The organism is Mycobacterium sp. Root135 (assembly GCF_001426545.1).
Classification (GTDB): domain Bacteria; phylum Actinomycetota; class Actinomycetes; order Mycobacteriales; family Mycobacteriaceae; genus Mycobacterium.
In genome coordinates, this window is record NZ_LMEZ01000001.1 from 430,685 (window position 1) to 445,458 (window position 14,774).

Sequence of the window (14,774 nt, forward strand, 5' to 3'; positions counted from 1 at the left end):
AAACGTTCAAGCCCCAACACCCCAACAGCGCCGACCATTCAGGGATGAACACCCTCCCCGGCATCTTGCGCGCGATCACCCGCTACGCCTACGTCCCGTTCATGCTGCTCGGCCTCAACGGAATCGCGATCGTGCTCACCGTTGCCGACACAGCGAGGATCTGGCTTCTGGTCGTTCTGGCCGTTGCCATCTCGGCGTCATTCCTGGCTGAACGGGTCATCCCCTATGACCGCGGCTGGAACCACGATCGGGCTGACAAGGTCCGCGACCGCATCCACACCGCCGTCAACGAGGCACTCATCCTGGTTAGCGTCACCGCCATCCCCCTGCTGGCCGGCATCATTCCAATCCCCGAGATCTGGCCCGCCAGTTGGCCATTCATCGCCCAGGTTTTGGCCGCCATCCTGGTCGCCGACCTCGGCATCACCCTGGTCCACCGGGCCAGCCACCACGTTGGGATGCTGTGGCGCTTTCACGCCGTGCACCACAGCATCACCCGCTTGTACGGGCTCAACGGCCTCATGAAGCACCCACTGCATCAGACCGTCGAGATGACTGCGGGAGTCGCCCCGCTGATCCTGATCGGCCTTCCCGTCGACGTCGCATCGGTGCTCGCCCTCGCCGTCGCAATCCAACTGCTCCTGCAGCACTCCAACGCGGACTACCGCATCGGCCCCGCCAAGTACTTACTCGCACTCAACGAAGGCCACCGCTTCCACCACCTCAAATGGGCCGGCGTCGGCGACGTCAACTTCGGACTATTCACCCTGATCTGGGACCACCTGATGCACACCCATTCCTACGACCCCACCCGCCGCTTCGACTCCACCCAACTAGGGATCGCCGTGAAACCCGACTACCCCTCCGGCTACCTGCAGCAGATGACGTACCCGTTCACCACCGCCGGCGGCTGCACATTCACATCGGAGGCCCCGACATCCAGTCCAGCTGTCATCACGACTCGATGAAGTGAGCTCTGAGAAACGAGATACCCAACGGTGAGTAGCGGCCCAATGGAACGCCGCACATCGACACGCGCCCTGCGAATTACACGGATGTTGTTCTGTTACTGGTGTTAACAGAGAGGCCGATGTGATGTACGTTCCATAATATCCGCTGCTGCTACGTACTGAGATGGGCCGTAGAACAGCAACCCGGCGCACGAGTCGGCGGCGCTCATGTCCCCGGGGGCATGGCCACCTGCGAAGGAGAACTGAACTCGATGCCCTCCGAGTTTCGGACCAACAATCGTGGTCGACGTTTCGGCGCATGGCCGAAGGCGGACTGCGCAGGCCGCCGTCGCTCTGGGTTGGCGCGTCTTCTTCTCATCGGATGCGCCGTGTCGGCGATCGGCCTCGCCACGCCCGCTCACGCCGAACCCGTCAGCCCATGGGATCCGTCACTGCCGAGCGTCCTTAGCGCAGGGGCCCCAGGTGACCCACTGGCGATCGCGAACGCCTCCCTGCAAGCCAGCGCCAACGCGGCAAAAACCACGATGGACATGGGACGCAAATTCCTGAGCAGCCTGGGGCTGACCAGCCCGGCGAGCGATCCGGGCTCCAGCCTGAGCGGTAACCGGGTCTACGGTGCACAAGCCATCGAATACGTGATTCGCCGAGCCGGATCCCAGCGCGGTGTTCCCTATTCATGGGGCGGGGGCAGCCTCAACGGGCCGAGCCGCGGAATCGACTCCGGCGCAGGAACTGTCGGATTCGACTGCTCGGGCCTGACCCGTTACGCCTTCGCAGGTGTCGGCATTTTGCTTCCCCGCTATTCCGGCGCTCAATACGACGCCGGCCGAAAGGTCCCCCCATCGCAAGCCAAGCGGGGCGACCTCTTGTTCTGGGGTCCCTCGGGAGGCCAGCACGAAGCCCTCTATCTGGGCGGCGGCCAGATGCTCGAAGCGCAACAAACCGGTGTGCCCGTGAAGGTCTCGCCTGTGCGCACCGGCGGGATGACCCCGTACGTAACCCGGATCATCGAGAGCTAGCGTTCGGCGAAGCAGCATTAGTAACAGTCCGGGTTCGCGATAGCCGCGGCGGCGCCTCCCCAACGACAAACGACGCCAAACACTCAGCTGCAGGCTCTCGTTCAGTCGTGCCCGGCGAGCGCAGTTCCACGGTGTTTACGTTCTGGCGGCACGGCTGGACGCCCCTAATGTCAGAATTTGCGCCCAATAGGCTCAAGGGGCGAGTGCCCGGAAGCGAGACGGGCCCGCGGTCGCCCACGACTGTCGCCGTAACGGCGACAGGGCTGCGCCGCTACGTCAGTCGGGACATGGCCAGTGATCGTCCGGACGAAGTGTTGCTCCCTACCCGTGTCGAAGTTTGTTTCTGCTCAGTAACACTGCTCGCCTGTTGGCCTGTCGGGGCAACAGATCTAACCAGCGATAGAATGCTGGGCGATGACATCCGCGACGATTTGGACCTGCCCTATCTGGATCTGCCGGCGGGCGCGACCGACACCGCCGGCCGGTACCGCGTGGGTCCGCTCGAGAACGGATCCCGGACGCTTTTTCGGGGCGGGGATCCTGTCGCCGCCGCACCCGGTGAGCTGACCAGCTTGACTGCGCTCGTTCCGCTGTCGCACCTTCTCGGTCGTACGGTGGCCGAGCTGCGCCGCTCATACCTCGACGAACACGGAATGCCTCTTCTGCGCGCCGGTCGGTACGCAGTCGACTGAACGGGCACGGCTGTCTTCGAGCGGCGGCAGATCGCCGGTGCCGGGGCGTACCGTCGACCAGGTGGTCAGGAGATCGACCGAGCTGGTGCATGGCGCGGTCCCTGCACCGATGCTGGCGACGCTGGGGACGGCGCCGGTCACCGGTGAGCACTTAGCTACAGAAATCAAGTGGGATGGCCAGCGCGCGATGGTCGTCGTCGCCGGCGGGACGATCCAGGTCTTGTCGCGCAACGGCGCGGACGACGATTCTCTAGGGGTCGACGTGTTGGTGAATGGCGTATGCCCTTGTCACGGCCCGGAATCGCTCTTCGCGCGCCGCCACACATGTCGTGCACCTTCCGGAAAGGATGGGATCCTTGTAGCCGGCCTAGCGCCACGCAGCAGCATCGTTGTGGCGGGTCAGGCGAGTGTCTGCAATCATTCCGGGCTGACACCTGCGTCGATAAACCCGGCGTTGACGTCGTAAACCACTCCTACGCAAAGCATTTTGTCCGGCAGCCCCGTCAGCACTTGGGATCGCCGCCACGTCGACCTGCACGGCCGCATGAGGGTCGGGAAGATTGCCTGGACGGCGTGCGGCGCGTGAGCACTATTGCGCGGCTTGAGCAATCCTGCGTGGTGAGCATTCCCTGATGAGGCTGTCGAGGTTCTGCTGCACGCGTTCGGGGGCGATGCCCACCGATGGTGAGTACAGCATGATGTGGTCGAGAACGCCTTCGTAGCGCGTGAGCCCGACGCGGACGTCGTCAGCGGTTCCGGCGACGCCCATGGTGTCGATCATCTCCTCGGATACCGCGGCGAACATCGCTGGGAAATCGCGTCGGGCGAAGGCTTCCCGGATTGTCTTGCCCTCGGTGGCGAAGCCGTTAACGTCAAGGACCGTCTCGTAGGACTTGACCGAGGAGTAGAACGCAATCTGTTGGGCCAGTTCGCGTCTGGCGACCTCGGCGTCCTCATGGATGGCGCACATGACCATGGAGACGACTTCGACGTCACGGGGGTCGCGGTCGGCGTGCGCGGCGCCCTTGGCGATGGCTGGCCGGACGATCTCCTGGACGTAGGTGGTGGTGAATAGGGGATGCCCTGCGAGGCCATCGGCCACCCTGCCGGCTGTCTCGCACATCCGGGGGCGCACACCGGCGGTGATGACCGGGATCGGCCGGCTGGGGGGTTGGACTTCGCCGGTCGGAATGAGGTTCATCCTGTAGAAGCGGCCCTCGTGGTGGATTGGACCTTCGTACAGGTTCCAGATGCGGCGCAGCAGCACGACGAGTTCTTCCATCCTCAGCGCGGGTGCGGACGTGTCGGGGACACCGTGCCAGTCGCTCATCATCCGTTTGGTGCCGTTGCCGATGCCGAGCACCAGTCGTCCGTGGGAGAGTTCGTCGAGGTCGCGTGCCTCAGTGGCTAGCACCAGGGGGCTTCGGCCGACGCCGTAGAGGATGGAGGACCCGATCCGGCAGTTCTGTGTGCTGTTGGCCATCGCGGCCATGGAGATGGATCCGGAGCGTGAGTAGAACTCGGAGGCCCATGCGGCGTCGAACCCGGCGTCGTCGGCGGCTCGGGCGGTCTGAGCCATCGATTGCAGGTCCGCGCCGAGAACCGACAGGCCATAGGTGCTCATATTTCGTCTCCTTGGCGTGGGCGCAGGCCGTTGAACATGACGGCGTAGAGGGTGTCGGCGACCACCGTCTCGTCGAGATGGTGATCGGTGACCAGGTACATGAGGGCGTTGATGGTGACGGCACCGAAAAGTGCGATCGACGTGGAGCGTGCGTCGGGCTGTTCCACGAGGGATCCGTCGCGGGCTCCTGCGAGTAGCAGGGCCTCTACGGGCTTTTGATAGGCGGTGTTGATCATCTCGGCGATGACCGGCATCCGGGCGGCTCGTCCCAGTTCATTGATGAGTGCATGGCAGACCGCTGGGCGTTGCGCCATCGCCCGCAACTGGGCGCGGATGACGAGTTCGAGGCGTTCGGCACCGGTGCCGTCGGTGTGCACGATCGCGTTTACGGCCTCGGCGATGTCCTTGAGGAGGTCTTCGAGCAGGAACGCGAGGATCTCCTCCTTGCCAGCGAAGTAGTAGTACAGCGTTGCTTTCGGCACGCCGGTTACCGCGGCGACGTCTTCGATCTTGGAGTCGTTGAGCCCCTTTTCGGCGAATAGGTCCGCCGCGGCGGGAAGCCGATCAGAGATCTGACGTGGAACCCTGCGCATCGTCCCTCCCGTTCGCGGAGTTTGAACTCAGAGTCTAAACCGTTGTTGCTCTTCGCCGGTAGCGCTGGACATCGTCGTGCTGCCGCTCCAGAGAACCGGTGGTCTCCAGGAAGTCGGATGTCCAAAGTGCTGGTTATGGATCGACTTCAGTTGATGGTTGACGTCGGCGTCGACGCGCCAAGTGATCGACTGGCCCTTTCGAGGGCTCCGACGAGACGCGTCTCGGTCTCCGGGAGCATTGCGGCGACTTCGGCTGCAGCCAGGCTGCGGCTGCGCAGCGGCGTGTCAGCATTCGTGGCCGCGGCCGCCAGCGCGGACCACGCGTTGGAGGCGTCTCTGGCTGCCGCCGCGGCATCGGCGGTGGCGGCGTCGTTCAGAAGGTCGGCGATGGTCTGGCAACCCTGCGCCTGCAACGTGCGGAAGAGCCCACCCCCGGTGCCGGCCTTCTCGATGAAGGCACCGAGCCCGAATAGTGCTGCCGTCAGACCCTCGTCATCGAATGACGTTGTCCAAGAACGCAAGTCCTCTGCGAACGCCTGCACGCCCTTCAGGCCCGAGGATTCGACCTCGGCCGCCTCGACGTGCAGTAGCGGCGCACCCGCGGCGTCACCCCGCATGACCGCTGCGCTCGCGCCGAGCGCGTCACCCGCAATCGGACGGAGGTCGGGCACGTGGTCCGGCCAGTCGACGTGATAGGTGGTGTGTCGGGTGGGGGTCGGGAACCCGACTGAGGACCGCGCGCGTCGTAGTTTGTCGTAGGGAACGAGCTGGGTGGTGTCGCGGTCGTTGTCGACCACGTACGCCACGCGTTCCTCGTCGTCGTATCCGACGATGACGATGTCGTGGCGGCTCATGTGCAGTCGGACGCGCAGATAGGGGAGTTCGCCGATGTCCGCCCACACCATGACCGGGCGGCCCTTGTCGACTTCGTCGGTCACGAATGCCCATCCCACGTCTGGGTCGTCGGTGGTTCGCACGACGAACGTCGCGCCCACCCGCGTGAGGTAATCCTGTTCCAATTCGCTACCTCGCCCCACGAGGTAGGTCTGCGGAGTCAGCTGCGGCGAGCGGACGTAGCAGAAGTCCAGGGCTCCGCCGAGGGCAAAGACCACTCCTTCTTCGAGTGTTTGCGATCCCCAGGCGATTTCGGCCCATTCGGTGAGGTCCCGAAGCGCGCCCGAGCCGCAGTGACCTCCCTTCTCGTGCCGGTAGGGAATTTGTACCGTGGTCATTGCCACCTCCTCGCCTGTCCTGGGGTCATGACACCGTCGACCGTAGGTCGGAGCGAAGGCATCGTGGTGGGTGGCCCCTGGGCTGCAGCTCGCTGTCGCAGCTGGGGCTCGGCCGTCTTCCAGCGTCGTCTCCGATCGCTTTCAACTGCGGCTCAGAAACGGGAGGGTCCTTCGATGGAGTGGTCTGGTCGTGTGTCGTCGTGCCCTTGGTCGCCGTGGTCCGGCGTGTGTCACGGGTGATCAGCTCGTCGAACCGGACGCCGCGCCGGCCAGCGTCAGTTCGGCTCGGTCGATGGGGGTCTGCTGCGTGATGGCCCGCTTGCTGAACATGAAGTCGCGAGGGCGGTTGACGCAGTCAGCGGCAATGAGTTCGCCGCCACGAAGGTAGAAGCAGGTGAAGTCGCGGTCCCTGGTCGGGTCGCCGCTGAGGACGACGTCGTCGTACCCGGTGTTGAGACCGGCGATTTGAAGCTTGAGGTCGTATTGATCTGACCAGAACCATGGAAGTGCTGCGATCTTCTTTGGCTTTCCGCAGAGCGTCGCGGCGGCGACCTTGGCTTGCTCGGCCGCGCTTGGCACGGACTCCAGTCGTATGCGGCGGCCGTAGCGGGCCATGTCGTGGCTGGCGCAGTCGCCGGCGGCGACGATGTCGTGGTCGCTGGTCCGGGTCTGGTCGTCGATCACGACGCCGTTGTCGACGGTCAGACCCGCTGCGGCGGCGAGTTCGGTGTTCGGCTGGACTCCTATGCCGACGATGACGAAGTCGGCGGGAATTGATTCGCCGTTGGCCAGGATCACGTCGCGGACCTTGCTGTGGCCGGATAGCGCCGCGACCAGGGCGCCGGTCCGGATGTTGACGCCCTCCTCGCGGTGGACTCGATCGAAGAACGCCGATACCTCGGGGGCGGTGACCCTTTCGAGAACGCGTTCGGTCGCTTCGAGCACCGTGACCTCGAGGCCGAGAGCGCGCAGCGAGGCGGCCGTCTCCAGTCCGATGTAGCCGCCGCCGACGATGACGGCTCGTCGGCTACGGCTGGTCGCCTCGTGGATCAGCTCGACGTCCGCGGCGGTGCGTAGGTAGTGCACTCCGGCCAGTTCGGCTCCTGGGATGCGGAGTCGGCGTGGGCGGGCGCCGGTGCACAGCGCGAGCTTGTCGTAGCGCAGGGTCTCGCCGGTGTTAAGGGTGACGTGTTTGGCCGTGCGGTCGATTGCCTGCACCGTCGCGTCCAGGATCCGGATTTGCTGCTTGGCGTAGAAGTCCGCGCTGCGGATTGCCAGTTCGCCGACCGCGCATCTGCCCGTCAGGAAGGCCTTCGACAGCGGAGGACGCTGGTAGGGCAGCGCCGACTCCTCACCGACGAGGACGATCTCACCGGTCCACCCTTCCTGGCGCAGGCTGGCCACGAGTTGTGCCCCGGCATGGCTGGCCCCCACGATGAGGGCTCGCTGCGGTGTCACGTGTCGGACACCGGGGTCAGCCGGACCATCATCTTGCTGATACCCCGCACGAAGTTGGACTGCACGTACTCGGGTTCGCCGATGACCTCGATGTTCTCGAAGCGAGACAGCAGTTCCTCCCAGAGAATGCGCAACTGAAGCTCTGCGAGCCGGTTGCCCATGCAGCGGTGGACTCCGAACCCGAACGAGATGTGGTTGCGGGCGTTGGCCCGGTCGACGATGAAGTCGTCGGGCCGTTCGAATACCCGCTCGTCGCGATTACCCGAGGCGTACCACATCACGACCTTGTCGCCCTTGCGGATGAACTGCCCGTTCAACACTGTGTCGGCCTTGGCGATTCGCCGCATGTAGGCCAGCGGCGTCTGCCACCGGATGATCTCCGAGCCCATGTTGGGGATCAGGTCGGGGTTCGCCTTCAACTTCTCGAACTGGTCCGGGAACCGGTTCAGCGCAAGAACCCCGCCGCTCATCGAGTTGCGGGTCGTGTCATTGCCGCCGACGATCAGCAACACGAGGTTGCCCAAGAACTCCATCGGTCGATCGATCAGATCCTTGGTGCTCTCATTGCTCTGCAGCATGGTGATCAAGTCGAAGCCGGGTTCCTCCCCGGCAGCTGTCCGGGCAGCCTTGTCGCGCCAAAGAGTGCTGAGACCCCGCGCCATGTCCCGCATTCCGTTGAACACCTCGTCGTTGTCGGAGGGCCCGCCGTTCGCCTGCTCCATCGACGTCGCGAGATCCGACCAGTGGACGAGCTTGCGACGCTGTTCGTACGGGAAGTCCAGGAGGGTCGCCAGCATCCGAGCGGTCAGTTCGACCGAGACCTTCTGCACCCAGTCGAACGGCTCGTCCACCGGCAAGTCATCGAGCACCTCCCGGACGCGCGACCGAATCAGACCCTCCATCTCACGCAGGTTCTTCGGCGCGACCACCCCTTGAACGGCGGCCCGCTGCCTGTCGTGGCGTGGCGGATCCATCGCGATGAACATCGCGATGTCGAGGAACCGAGGCGGGACACCGATGACGATGAACGGCTCGGCGGAGAAGACCTCGTGGTTCTTGTCGACGGCCACGATGTCGGCGTGACGCGTGACGGACCAGAACGGACCGAACGGGCTATTGGGCTGATAGTGGACCGGAGCCTCGTTGCGCAAACGTTCGAAGTAGGACTGCCAGCGCCCCTGCCGGTAGAGGAAGGGGTTGCTGACGTCGATGTCGGCGAGTTCCACGTCTTCCACCGGGGGGATGGGCTTCTCGACGAAGATCTTCTCCCCGTTCGTGCGGGTCAGCCATCGCCGGGCCTTGTCGTACAGGTGCGCGCCTTGGATTTGGCGCTCGATCGGGATGCTCGACTGAACTCTGTCGGTGATTGCTCCGGGAATGCTCATCACGCCTACCTACTCGTTGTCGTCACATTTGGAATTCGGGGGTGTGGAGGATAAGGCCGTCCCACGCCTCGGACACCGGCATCTGGCACGACAGCCGAGAGGTCGGCTGACGCTCGGGGTTCATCGAGAGCATCTCCTCTTCCTCGGCCCCGGAGAGGCCCACCAGCTCTGACCACTGCGGATCGACGACCACGTGGCAGGTGCCACACGCGGCCTCGCCGCCGCAGTCACCGTCGATACCGGGTATCGCGTTGTTTGTCGCAACCTGCATCAGCGACTGACCTGCCTGCAGAGGCGCTTCGCGCTTCTCGCCGTCATGGGAGACGAAGGTGACAACCGCCATGGCCAACTCCTCATCGGTTCGTGCTCGGTGACTTGGTGAAAGTCTCATCGAGGACGGTCGCCGCGGCTATGTTCGCAGGAGTCAGATACTTGTGATTTCGGCTCAGAGGGGCAGGCTGGTGAACCTCAACGATGCGGGTGTGCCGCCGCTGGCGTTCGTGCAGATGCTCGAGAGCGACGCGCTCGCCCCCGACGTCGTCGCGCGGCTTCGTGACGTCATGTCGCGTGAAGGTACGGACGAAGCCACCTTGATCCGGCGTGACATCCAGGCCCCGTTGCGGTGGCTTCGCGAGGTCTACCCCGATCTTGACGTCGACCAGGGAACGCTGCTCGGCTTCGCGTTCGCCGGGCAGGCTCAGTTGACGTCCTTCGGCCCGTTGAGTGTTCCGCTGGTGAGTGCCGGCTCGGTAGCCGAGATCGTGGAGCTGCTCACCTATCTGCCGCTGATCACGGCAGCCATCAATCCACAGTTCCAGCCGAATGAGGACGGCCTCACCGTTGGGCTGAGCGGACACACCGGCGATCCGGCGCTGGACTGCCTGGCCGTCACTTACACCGGGTCGGCGTTGATGCGACTGATGGACATGCTCGTAGGTTCCGCGCCGACCGTCGCGCTTCATGTGGGTTGGCCAGCGCCCGTCGCGCCGGCTTGCCACCGGGAAGACCCTGCGCTTGCCGGGCGCGTGTTCTTCGAAGCTCCGATGTCCTATCTGCACGTTCCCGCGGACACGCTCGACGAGGTGTGCCGTTTCTCAGATCCCCTCGCATATCGACTCGCCGTCGCCGAGCTGAAGCGCACACTCGACCAGCGCAGCGGCGCAACGTCCATCTCGGCGAGGGTCAGACAACTGCTGGAGAAGGACCCCGGACGGCGAAGTAGCCAATGGGTGGCGAGCGAACTGTCGGTATCCACGAGCACGCTCAAGAGGCGCCTAGCCGACGAGGGGACCACCTTTCGGCAGGTGCGCCAGTCGTGTTTGCGCGAGAGCGCCATGCTGCTGTTGCTCACCCGCTCGATGTCGGCGAGTCAGATCGCCACCGAACTGGGATACGGCGATCTGACCAACTTCTCACACGCCTTCAAGCGATGGACGGGCCGCTCTCCGAGCGAGTTCCGGCTCTCACGACACTGAGCGCTCGCCTCGAAGTCAGGTCAGGACTGCGTCACCGAACCAATCGCACATCAGCAGTGCGAACTCGACGTCCAGTCGGTCATCGGCCAGGGCTCGGCCCCGGCGCTCGACCGCCCGATTCACGCGGTATTTCACCGTGTTGCCGTGAATGTGGAGGTCCACGGCCGCGGCCTTGAAGCTGCCACCGGCGCGGAGAAACATGCTCAGCGTTTCTCGCAAACGGCGATCCGATGTGCTGCTCGAAGCGAGCGGGCCGAGCACATCGTGGACCCAGGACTTCAACGTCGGGACATCGGCCACCAGCATCGAGGCGAGCGCCAAACCGGAGTCTTGGGCAGCCACGAACCGCCGAGCGGTGCCTTGAGCCGCCATCGCGACTGCGCGCGCCTGTTGCGCTTGCCGGTAGGTCCGACGAAAGCCATCCAGCCCCCGAGACGGCGCACCGACCGCCATTCGCGGGCTCTCGCTGCAGGTTTGGACGAAGGCGCGCAGCTGAGATAGTGAGCTGGACGGGTCGGGGACCGTCATCCACGCGCACGCGACGAGACGGTCAATCGAGTGGTAGAGCAGTTGCTCGGCTCCAGCCGCGGAGGCCGCGTCCCGCGCGAAACGCTCCAGGGCGATGAGCTGATCGGAATCGGCGCTCGCATCCTGGTTGAGCCAGACCAGGAGGGCCATATGCGTTGCGCTTAACGGGTACCTCATGGAGTACGAGGTCTCGGTCACGTCGATGTCGCGTCCGTCCAGGATGTCGCGGGTGGCTTGTTCACGCAGACTCCGCCGGTTGTCGTCCCAGTGCGCGCGCTCGACCTGGTAGGTCTCCAGCACCTGTTCGGACATCCAGTCGATGTAGCGGAACGACACACTGGTGATTTGCTCGAAGAGCGCCAGTTTCTGTTCGGGGGGCAGGTCCGCGCTTCGCAAACCAGCAATGATGAGATTGAGCCCGTGTTGATGCCCGAGCCTGTAGGCGCGTAGCAGAGCATTGACGGGGATCTCACGCTGCGCCATCCGACGCGCGTGTTCGAGGGCAGCCGTCGGCGCTTCGACGTGGTCGATCGGAATCGAGTAGCGGATGACGGACAACCAGGTGCCCACGTTCGCCGCGACGGTGTCGCTGAGCAAATCTCTGAGCTGCTGATCGGCCGTGAGTTCGGTGACCTGCTCAACGAGAAGCCGATGGATGGCCTCGGGTAGGCCCTTGACCAGGTCGCCGACGCGGCCGAGCAGGTCAGTTACTGCCGGTGCAGGGGCGCCTTCACCTGGCGACGAATCGAGCACACTAGGCACAGTAGTGGGCTCTTTGTCTCCGGGAGACAAAGTATGCCGAAAAGTTCAACGGTGTGAGACCTACCGGGCCCGCGCCCGGACTTCTACCGTGTAGCCAGGTAATCTGTTCTGCGCTGAATGGCTTGAACACTGGCGGCGAGCGTTGATCATGTCAGTCGGCTTTTGTCGTACGGCACTACGGACGAAGACCGTGTCTAGGAGGGGAAGCACATGGCCTTTCTGATCGCAGTGACTCTGCTGGCGATCGTGGCGACTGGCGTGGTGGCGTTGCGGGACCACGCGCTCCCATCACCAAGACCACTGGGCATGCTCGCTTCGCTCGATCGATTCCTTGATCATCTTGGCCATGATGCTCGGGCGCTGGCTCAAGCTAACGAGAGCCCGTCGCTCTAGGGCCGATCCACATTGCAGCGCAGGGTGTCGGGGTTCTGACGGACTGTGTGAACTGTCGGCAGAATTGGCTACCGCGTTGCGAGTTCTGCACCGGGATTGGACATCGCGGCAATGTCGTCGATCTCCAGATTGGCGCTTTGGATCGACGAGGCCGTCTCGCTGGGCAGGTCCGGCAGTCAGATCTGATGTTGATCCAACGCGTTGCGCGTACTCCGTTCTCGAAGTTTAGACTCTGAGTCTAACCATCGTCTCTCGTCGCGGTAGGAGGTCTCCGTGGTCGCCGTTGTCGCCGTGCAGACCTGTGAACACCAGGTGGCCTTCGGCCGGGTCGTCCCCTTCTGCCTGGGTGGGGTGCTGGTGCGGATGGGGGCTCGGATCGTCTCCTATGCGTTGCTGGACGGGGTGCCCGACGGGGAGGTCGGTCTGGAGTCTGCGCGGCGGCTGCGTTCCGGGCCGATCCGGGGTTTCGCATCGCTGCCCATCACGTCGGCCGCTCCGGTCTAGCCCGTGCCCCTCTTCGACGACCTCGACGATCCGTCCCATCCCGCGCCGGCAGCCCGCAATCTCACCGGAGGCCAGAAGTGGACGCTGGTGGTGTCGTGCCTGTCCGTGGCACTGGTCATCGGTTCGATGGCGGCGCTGTACACCTCGCTGCCCGACATCGCGGCCCAAACCGGTGCGACGCAAAGCCAATTGACGTGGGTCGTGGACGGCTACACCCTGGTCTTGGCGGGCTTGGTCCTGCCCGCGGGCGCCGTCGGTGACCGTTTCGGTCGCCGGCTGGTCCTGATCCTGGGACTGTTCGTCTTCGCCGCGGCGTCGCTCATCCCGTTGATCGTCGCGGACCCGTGGTGGCTCATTTCGGCGCGAGCCACCGCCGGACTGGGCGCCGCGTTGGTGATGCCGTCGACGTTGTCGCTGTTGACCGCCGGATTTCCCGAGCATCAACGCGGCCGCGCGGTGGGGGTTTGGGCCGGTGTCGCCGCATCGGGTGCCGTCGTCGGCGTCTTGTGCTCCGGGGCACTGCTGGAGGTGTGGACGTGGAGGGCGATCTTCGTTGGTCTCGCGGTGGCGGGGCTGGCGTTGATGATCGCCGCACTCACCCTCCCCAAGGTCGTCCAGGAAACCCATCCGCCCCTGGACTACGTCGGGTCGCTGTGCATCGCTGCTGCCGTTGGTGTCATCGTCGTCGCCGTCACCGAGGCACCCTTGCGCGGTTGGACCGACGGGTGGGTGCTGGGGCTGTTCGCCGCCGGCGTCGTGGGGTCGGCGGTGTTCGTGGTCGTGGAGCTGCGGCGCGAGCACCCGCTGCTGGACCTGCGGCTCTTCGCCGACCGGGGTTTCGGCAGCGGCGCATTGTCCCTGGTCCTGCAGTTCCTGGTCATCTTCGGTGGCTTCTTCCTGCTGGTGCAGTATCTGCAGCTCGTTGTCGGGTTCGCGCCGTTTCAGTCGGCGCTGGCACTCACGCCGCTGATCGTCCCGATCGTGATCATCTCGCTGATCGCACCGCGGCTGGCGGAGCGGTACGGACTGCGCCTGGTGACCGCGCCGGGCATGCTGCTCATCGCCGTCGGCCTCTACTCCGTCAGCCGCCTCGGCGTCGACGCCTCCTACTCCGACTTCCTGTGGCCCTTGTTGGCCATGGGCTCCGGGCTGGGTCTGGTCACCGCGCCCGCGACGACCGCCATCGTCGCCGCGACGCCGGTGCAGAAACACGGTGACGCCGCCGCAGTCAACGACGCGAGCCGCGAACTCGGTGCCGCCATCGGCGTGGCGATCGCCGGCAGCGTGCTGGCCGCCGGATACACCAGTCGCATTCAGCCCGTGCTTCCCACGGTGCCACCGGCCGTGCGCGAGCCGGTTTCGGATTCCTTGGCTGCCGCACTGCAGGTCGCCGATCGTTCCGGTGCCTCCGGTCAGCCCCTCGCCGACATCGCCCGAGACGCGTTCACGCACGGCAACAGCCAAGCCGCCCTGGCGCTTTCGGCGATCACCACCGTCAGTGCCGTCATCCTTGGGATCTGGGCGCCCGGCCGCCCGCCCACTGCCGCACGGTGCCGCCCACCTACCGAGACGCCCGCCGCAGACACCTCTACAGAATCGAGCACTCCGTGAGTGAGGCGCTGAGCCTTGAGCCGCAGCAGTTGCCGCCGCACACTCCCACCTGCATGGGGTGCGGCCCCGACAACCCCCACGGCCTGCAGATGGAAGTGTTCCGATCCGGACAGCAGGTCTACACCGACCTGGTCTTCGACGAACGGCACGGCGGGGCACCGGGACTCGCGCACGGAGGTGCCATCGCCGCGGCGTGCGACGACTTGTTCGGCTTCACCCTGTGGATCGCCGGAACCCCGGCGGTCACCCGCAACCTGACCATCGGATACGTCCTACCGGTGCCGTTGCATCACCCCCACCGCATCGTCGCGCGCGTCGACAGCCGCGAGAGGCGAGCCCTGCACGTCAGTGCGACCGGGACCGGGCAGGACGGCATCGTGCGCTTCACGGCCACGGCGATGTTCGTCGCCGTGGACGTCGAGCACTTCGCCGCGCACGGCGACCTCGGCGCGTTCGGCGACATGCTCGAGCGTTTCGCTGGAGCACGCTCATCGACCGATGACAGAGAAGGCGAGGACTGATAGACG

At 65.0% G+C, this 14,774-nt stretch carries 16 protein-coding genes; 9 read left to right on the plus strand and 7 right to left on the minus strand.

From position 1 onward, the window contains the following. The first annotated feature begins 44 nt into the window (after window positions 1-44). The 4 genes from ASD37_RS02150 to ASD37_RS02165 all read left to right on the plus strand — a co-directional run bounded on the left by ASD37_RS02150 (window position 45) and on the right by ASD37_RS02165 (window position 3,148). Window positions 45-968, plus strand: a complete 924-nt coding sequence (locus ASD37_RS02150) for a sterol desaturase family protein (RefSeq protein ID WP_056547371.1) — start codon at window positions 45-47, stop codon at window positions 966-968. A gap of 254 nt (window positions 969-1,222) precedes the next feature. Continuing rightward, window positions 1,223-1,990 (plus strand): NlpC/P60 family peptidoglycan endopeptidase RipB, encoded by a 768-nt coding sequence (gene ripB / locus ASD37_RS02155; RefSeq protein ID WP_033718766.1) that lies wholly within the window; start codon window positions 1,223-1,225, stop codon window positions 1,988-1,990. A gap of 404 nt (window positions 1,991-2,394) precedes the next feature. Continuing rightward, window positions 2,395-2,682, plus strand: a complete 288-nt coding sequence (locus ASD37_RS31800) for an Imm61 family immunity protein (RefSeq protein ID WP_056547374.1) — start codon at window positions 2,395-2,397, stop codon at window positions 2,680-2,682. Between the two features lie 61 nt (window positions 2,683-2,743). Then, window positions 2,744-3,148 (plus strand): hypothetical protein, encoded by a 405-nt coding sequence (locus ASD37_RS02165; protein WP_156720693.1) that lies wholly within the window; start codon window positions 2,744-2,746, stop codon window positions 3,146-3,148. 123 nt (window positions 3,149-3,271) lie between these two features. Here ASD37_RS02165 and ASD37_RS02170 read toward each other — a convergent pair whose 3' ends face one another. The 6 genes from ASD37_RS02170 to ASD37_RS02195 form a co-directional block, all read right to left on the minus strand. Beyond that, window positions 3,272-4,306, minus strand: a complete 1,035-nt coding sequence (locus ASD37_RS02170; RefSeq protein ID WP_056547381.1) for an LLM class flavin-dependent oxidoreductase — start codon at window positions 4,304-4,306, stop codon at window positions 3,272-3,274. Next, on the minus strand, window positions 4,303-4,899 hold the full coding sequence (locus ASD37_RS02175) for a TetR/AcrR family transcriptional regulator (protein WP_056547391.1): 597 nt from the start codon (window positions 4,897-4,899) through the stop codon (window positions 4,303-4,305). Before ASD37_RS02175 ends, ASD37_RS02170 begins: the two co-directional genes overlap by 4 nt. A 146-nt stretch (window positions 4,900-5,045) precedes the next feature. Beyond that, the gene (locus ASD37_RS02180; protein ID WP_056549676.1) at window positions 5,046-6,131 is read right to left on the minus strand and encodes a BtrH N-terminal domain-containing protein; all 1,086 of its coding nucleotides are present in this window, start codon (window positions 6,129-6,131) and stop codon (window positions 5,046-5,048) included. A gap of 240 nt (window positions 6,132-6,371) precedes the next feature. Then, a complete protein-coding gene (locus ASD37_RS02185; protein WP_056547394.1) occupies window positions 6,372-7,589 on the minus strand; it encodes an NAD(P)/FAD-dependent oxidoreductase in 1,218 nt (405 codons plus the stop codon). Then, on the minus strand, window positions 7,586-8,974 hold the full coding sequence (locus ASD37_RS02190; RefSeq protein WP_056547397.1) for a cytochrome P450: 1,389 nt from the start codon (window positions 8,972-8,974) through the stop codon (window positions 7,586-7,588). The genes ASD37_RS02185 and ASD37_RS02190 overlap by 4 nt, the downstream gene beginning before the upstream one ends. A 22-nt stretch (window positions 8,975-8,996) precedes the next feature. Beyond that, window positions 8,997-9,317: a 2Fe-2S iron-sulfur cluster-binding protein gene (locus ASD37_RS02195; RefSeq protein WP_056547400.1), complete on the minus strand. Its 321-nt coding sequence runs from the start codon at window positions 9,315-9,317 to the stop codon at window positions 8,997-8,999. Window positions 9,318-9,435: 118 nt separating this feature from the next. Here ASD37_RS02195 and ASD37_RS02200 point away from each other — a divergent pair, with 118 nt between their 5' ends. Continuing rightward, a complete protein-coding gene (locus tag ASD37_RS02200) occupies window positions 9,436-10,449 on the plus strand; it encodes an AraC family transcriptional regulator (protein WP_056547403.1) in 1,014 nt (337 codons plus the stop codon). A 15-nt stretch (window positions 10,450-10,464) separates the two neighbouring features. Here the strand turns inward: ASD37_RS02200 and ASD37_RS02205 are convergent, their stop codons facing one another. After that, window positions 10,465-11,730 (minus strand): CdaR family transcriptional regulator, encoded by a 1,266-nt coding sequence (locus ASD37_RS02205; protein WP_082569904.1) that lies wholly within the window; start codon window positions 11,728-11,730, stop codon window positions 10,465-10,467. Window positions 11,731-11,949: 219 nt separating this feature from the next. On the opposite strand from ASD37_RS02205, the gene ASD37_RS31310 reads away from it, so the two are divergent. The 4 genes from ASD37_RS31310 (at window position 11,950) to ASD37_RS02220 (ending at window position 14,768) form a co-directional block, all read left to right on the plus strand. Continuing rightward, complete coding sequence (locus ASD37_RS31310) at window positions 11,950-12,132, plus strand: hypothetical protein (RefSeq protein ID WP_156720694.1); 183 nt, start codon at window positions 11,950-11,952, stop codon at window positions 12,130-12,132. Window positions 12,133-12,405: 273 nt separating this feature from the next. Continuing rightward, complete coding sequence (locus ASD37_RS02210; protein WP_056547408.1) at window positions 12,406-12,636, plus strand: hypothetical protein; 231 nt, start codon at window positions 12,406-12,408, stop codon at window positions 12,634-12,636. Between the two features lie 3 nt (window positions 12,637-12,639). Further along, window positions 12,640-14,247, plus strand: a complete 1,608-nt coding sequence (locus ASD37_RS02215) for an MFS transporter (RefSeq protein WP_370072133.1) — start codon at window positions 12,640-12,642, stop codon at window positions 14,245-14,247. Between the two features lie 53 nt (window positions 14,248-14,300). Further along, window positions 14,301-14,768, plus strand: coding sequence for a PaaI family thioesterase (locus tag ASD37_RS02220; protein ID WP_056549680.1), 468 nt, complete (start codon window positions 14,301-14,303; stop codon window positions 14,766-14,768). Window positions 14,769-14,774: the final 6 nt, after the last annotated feature.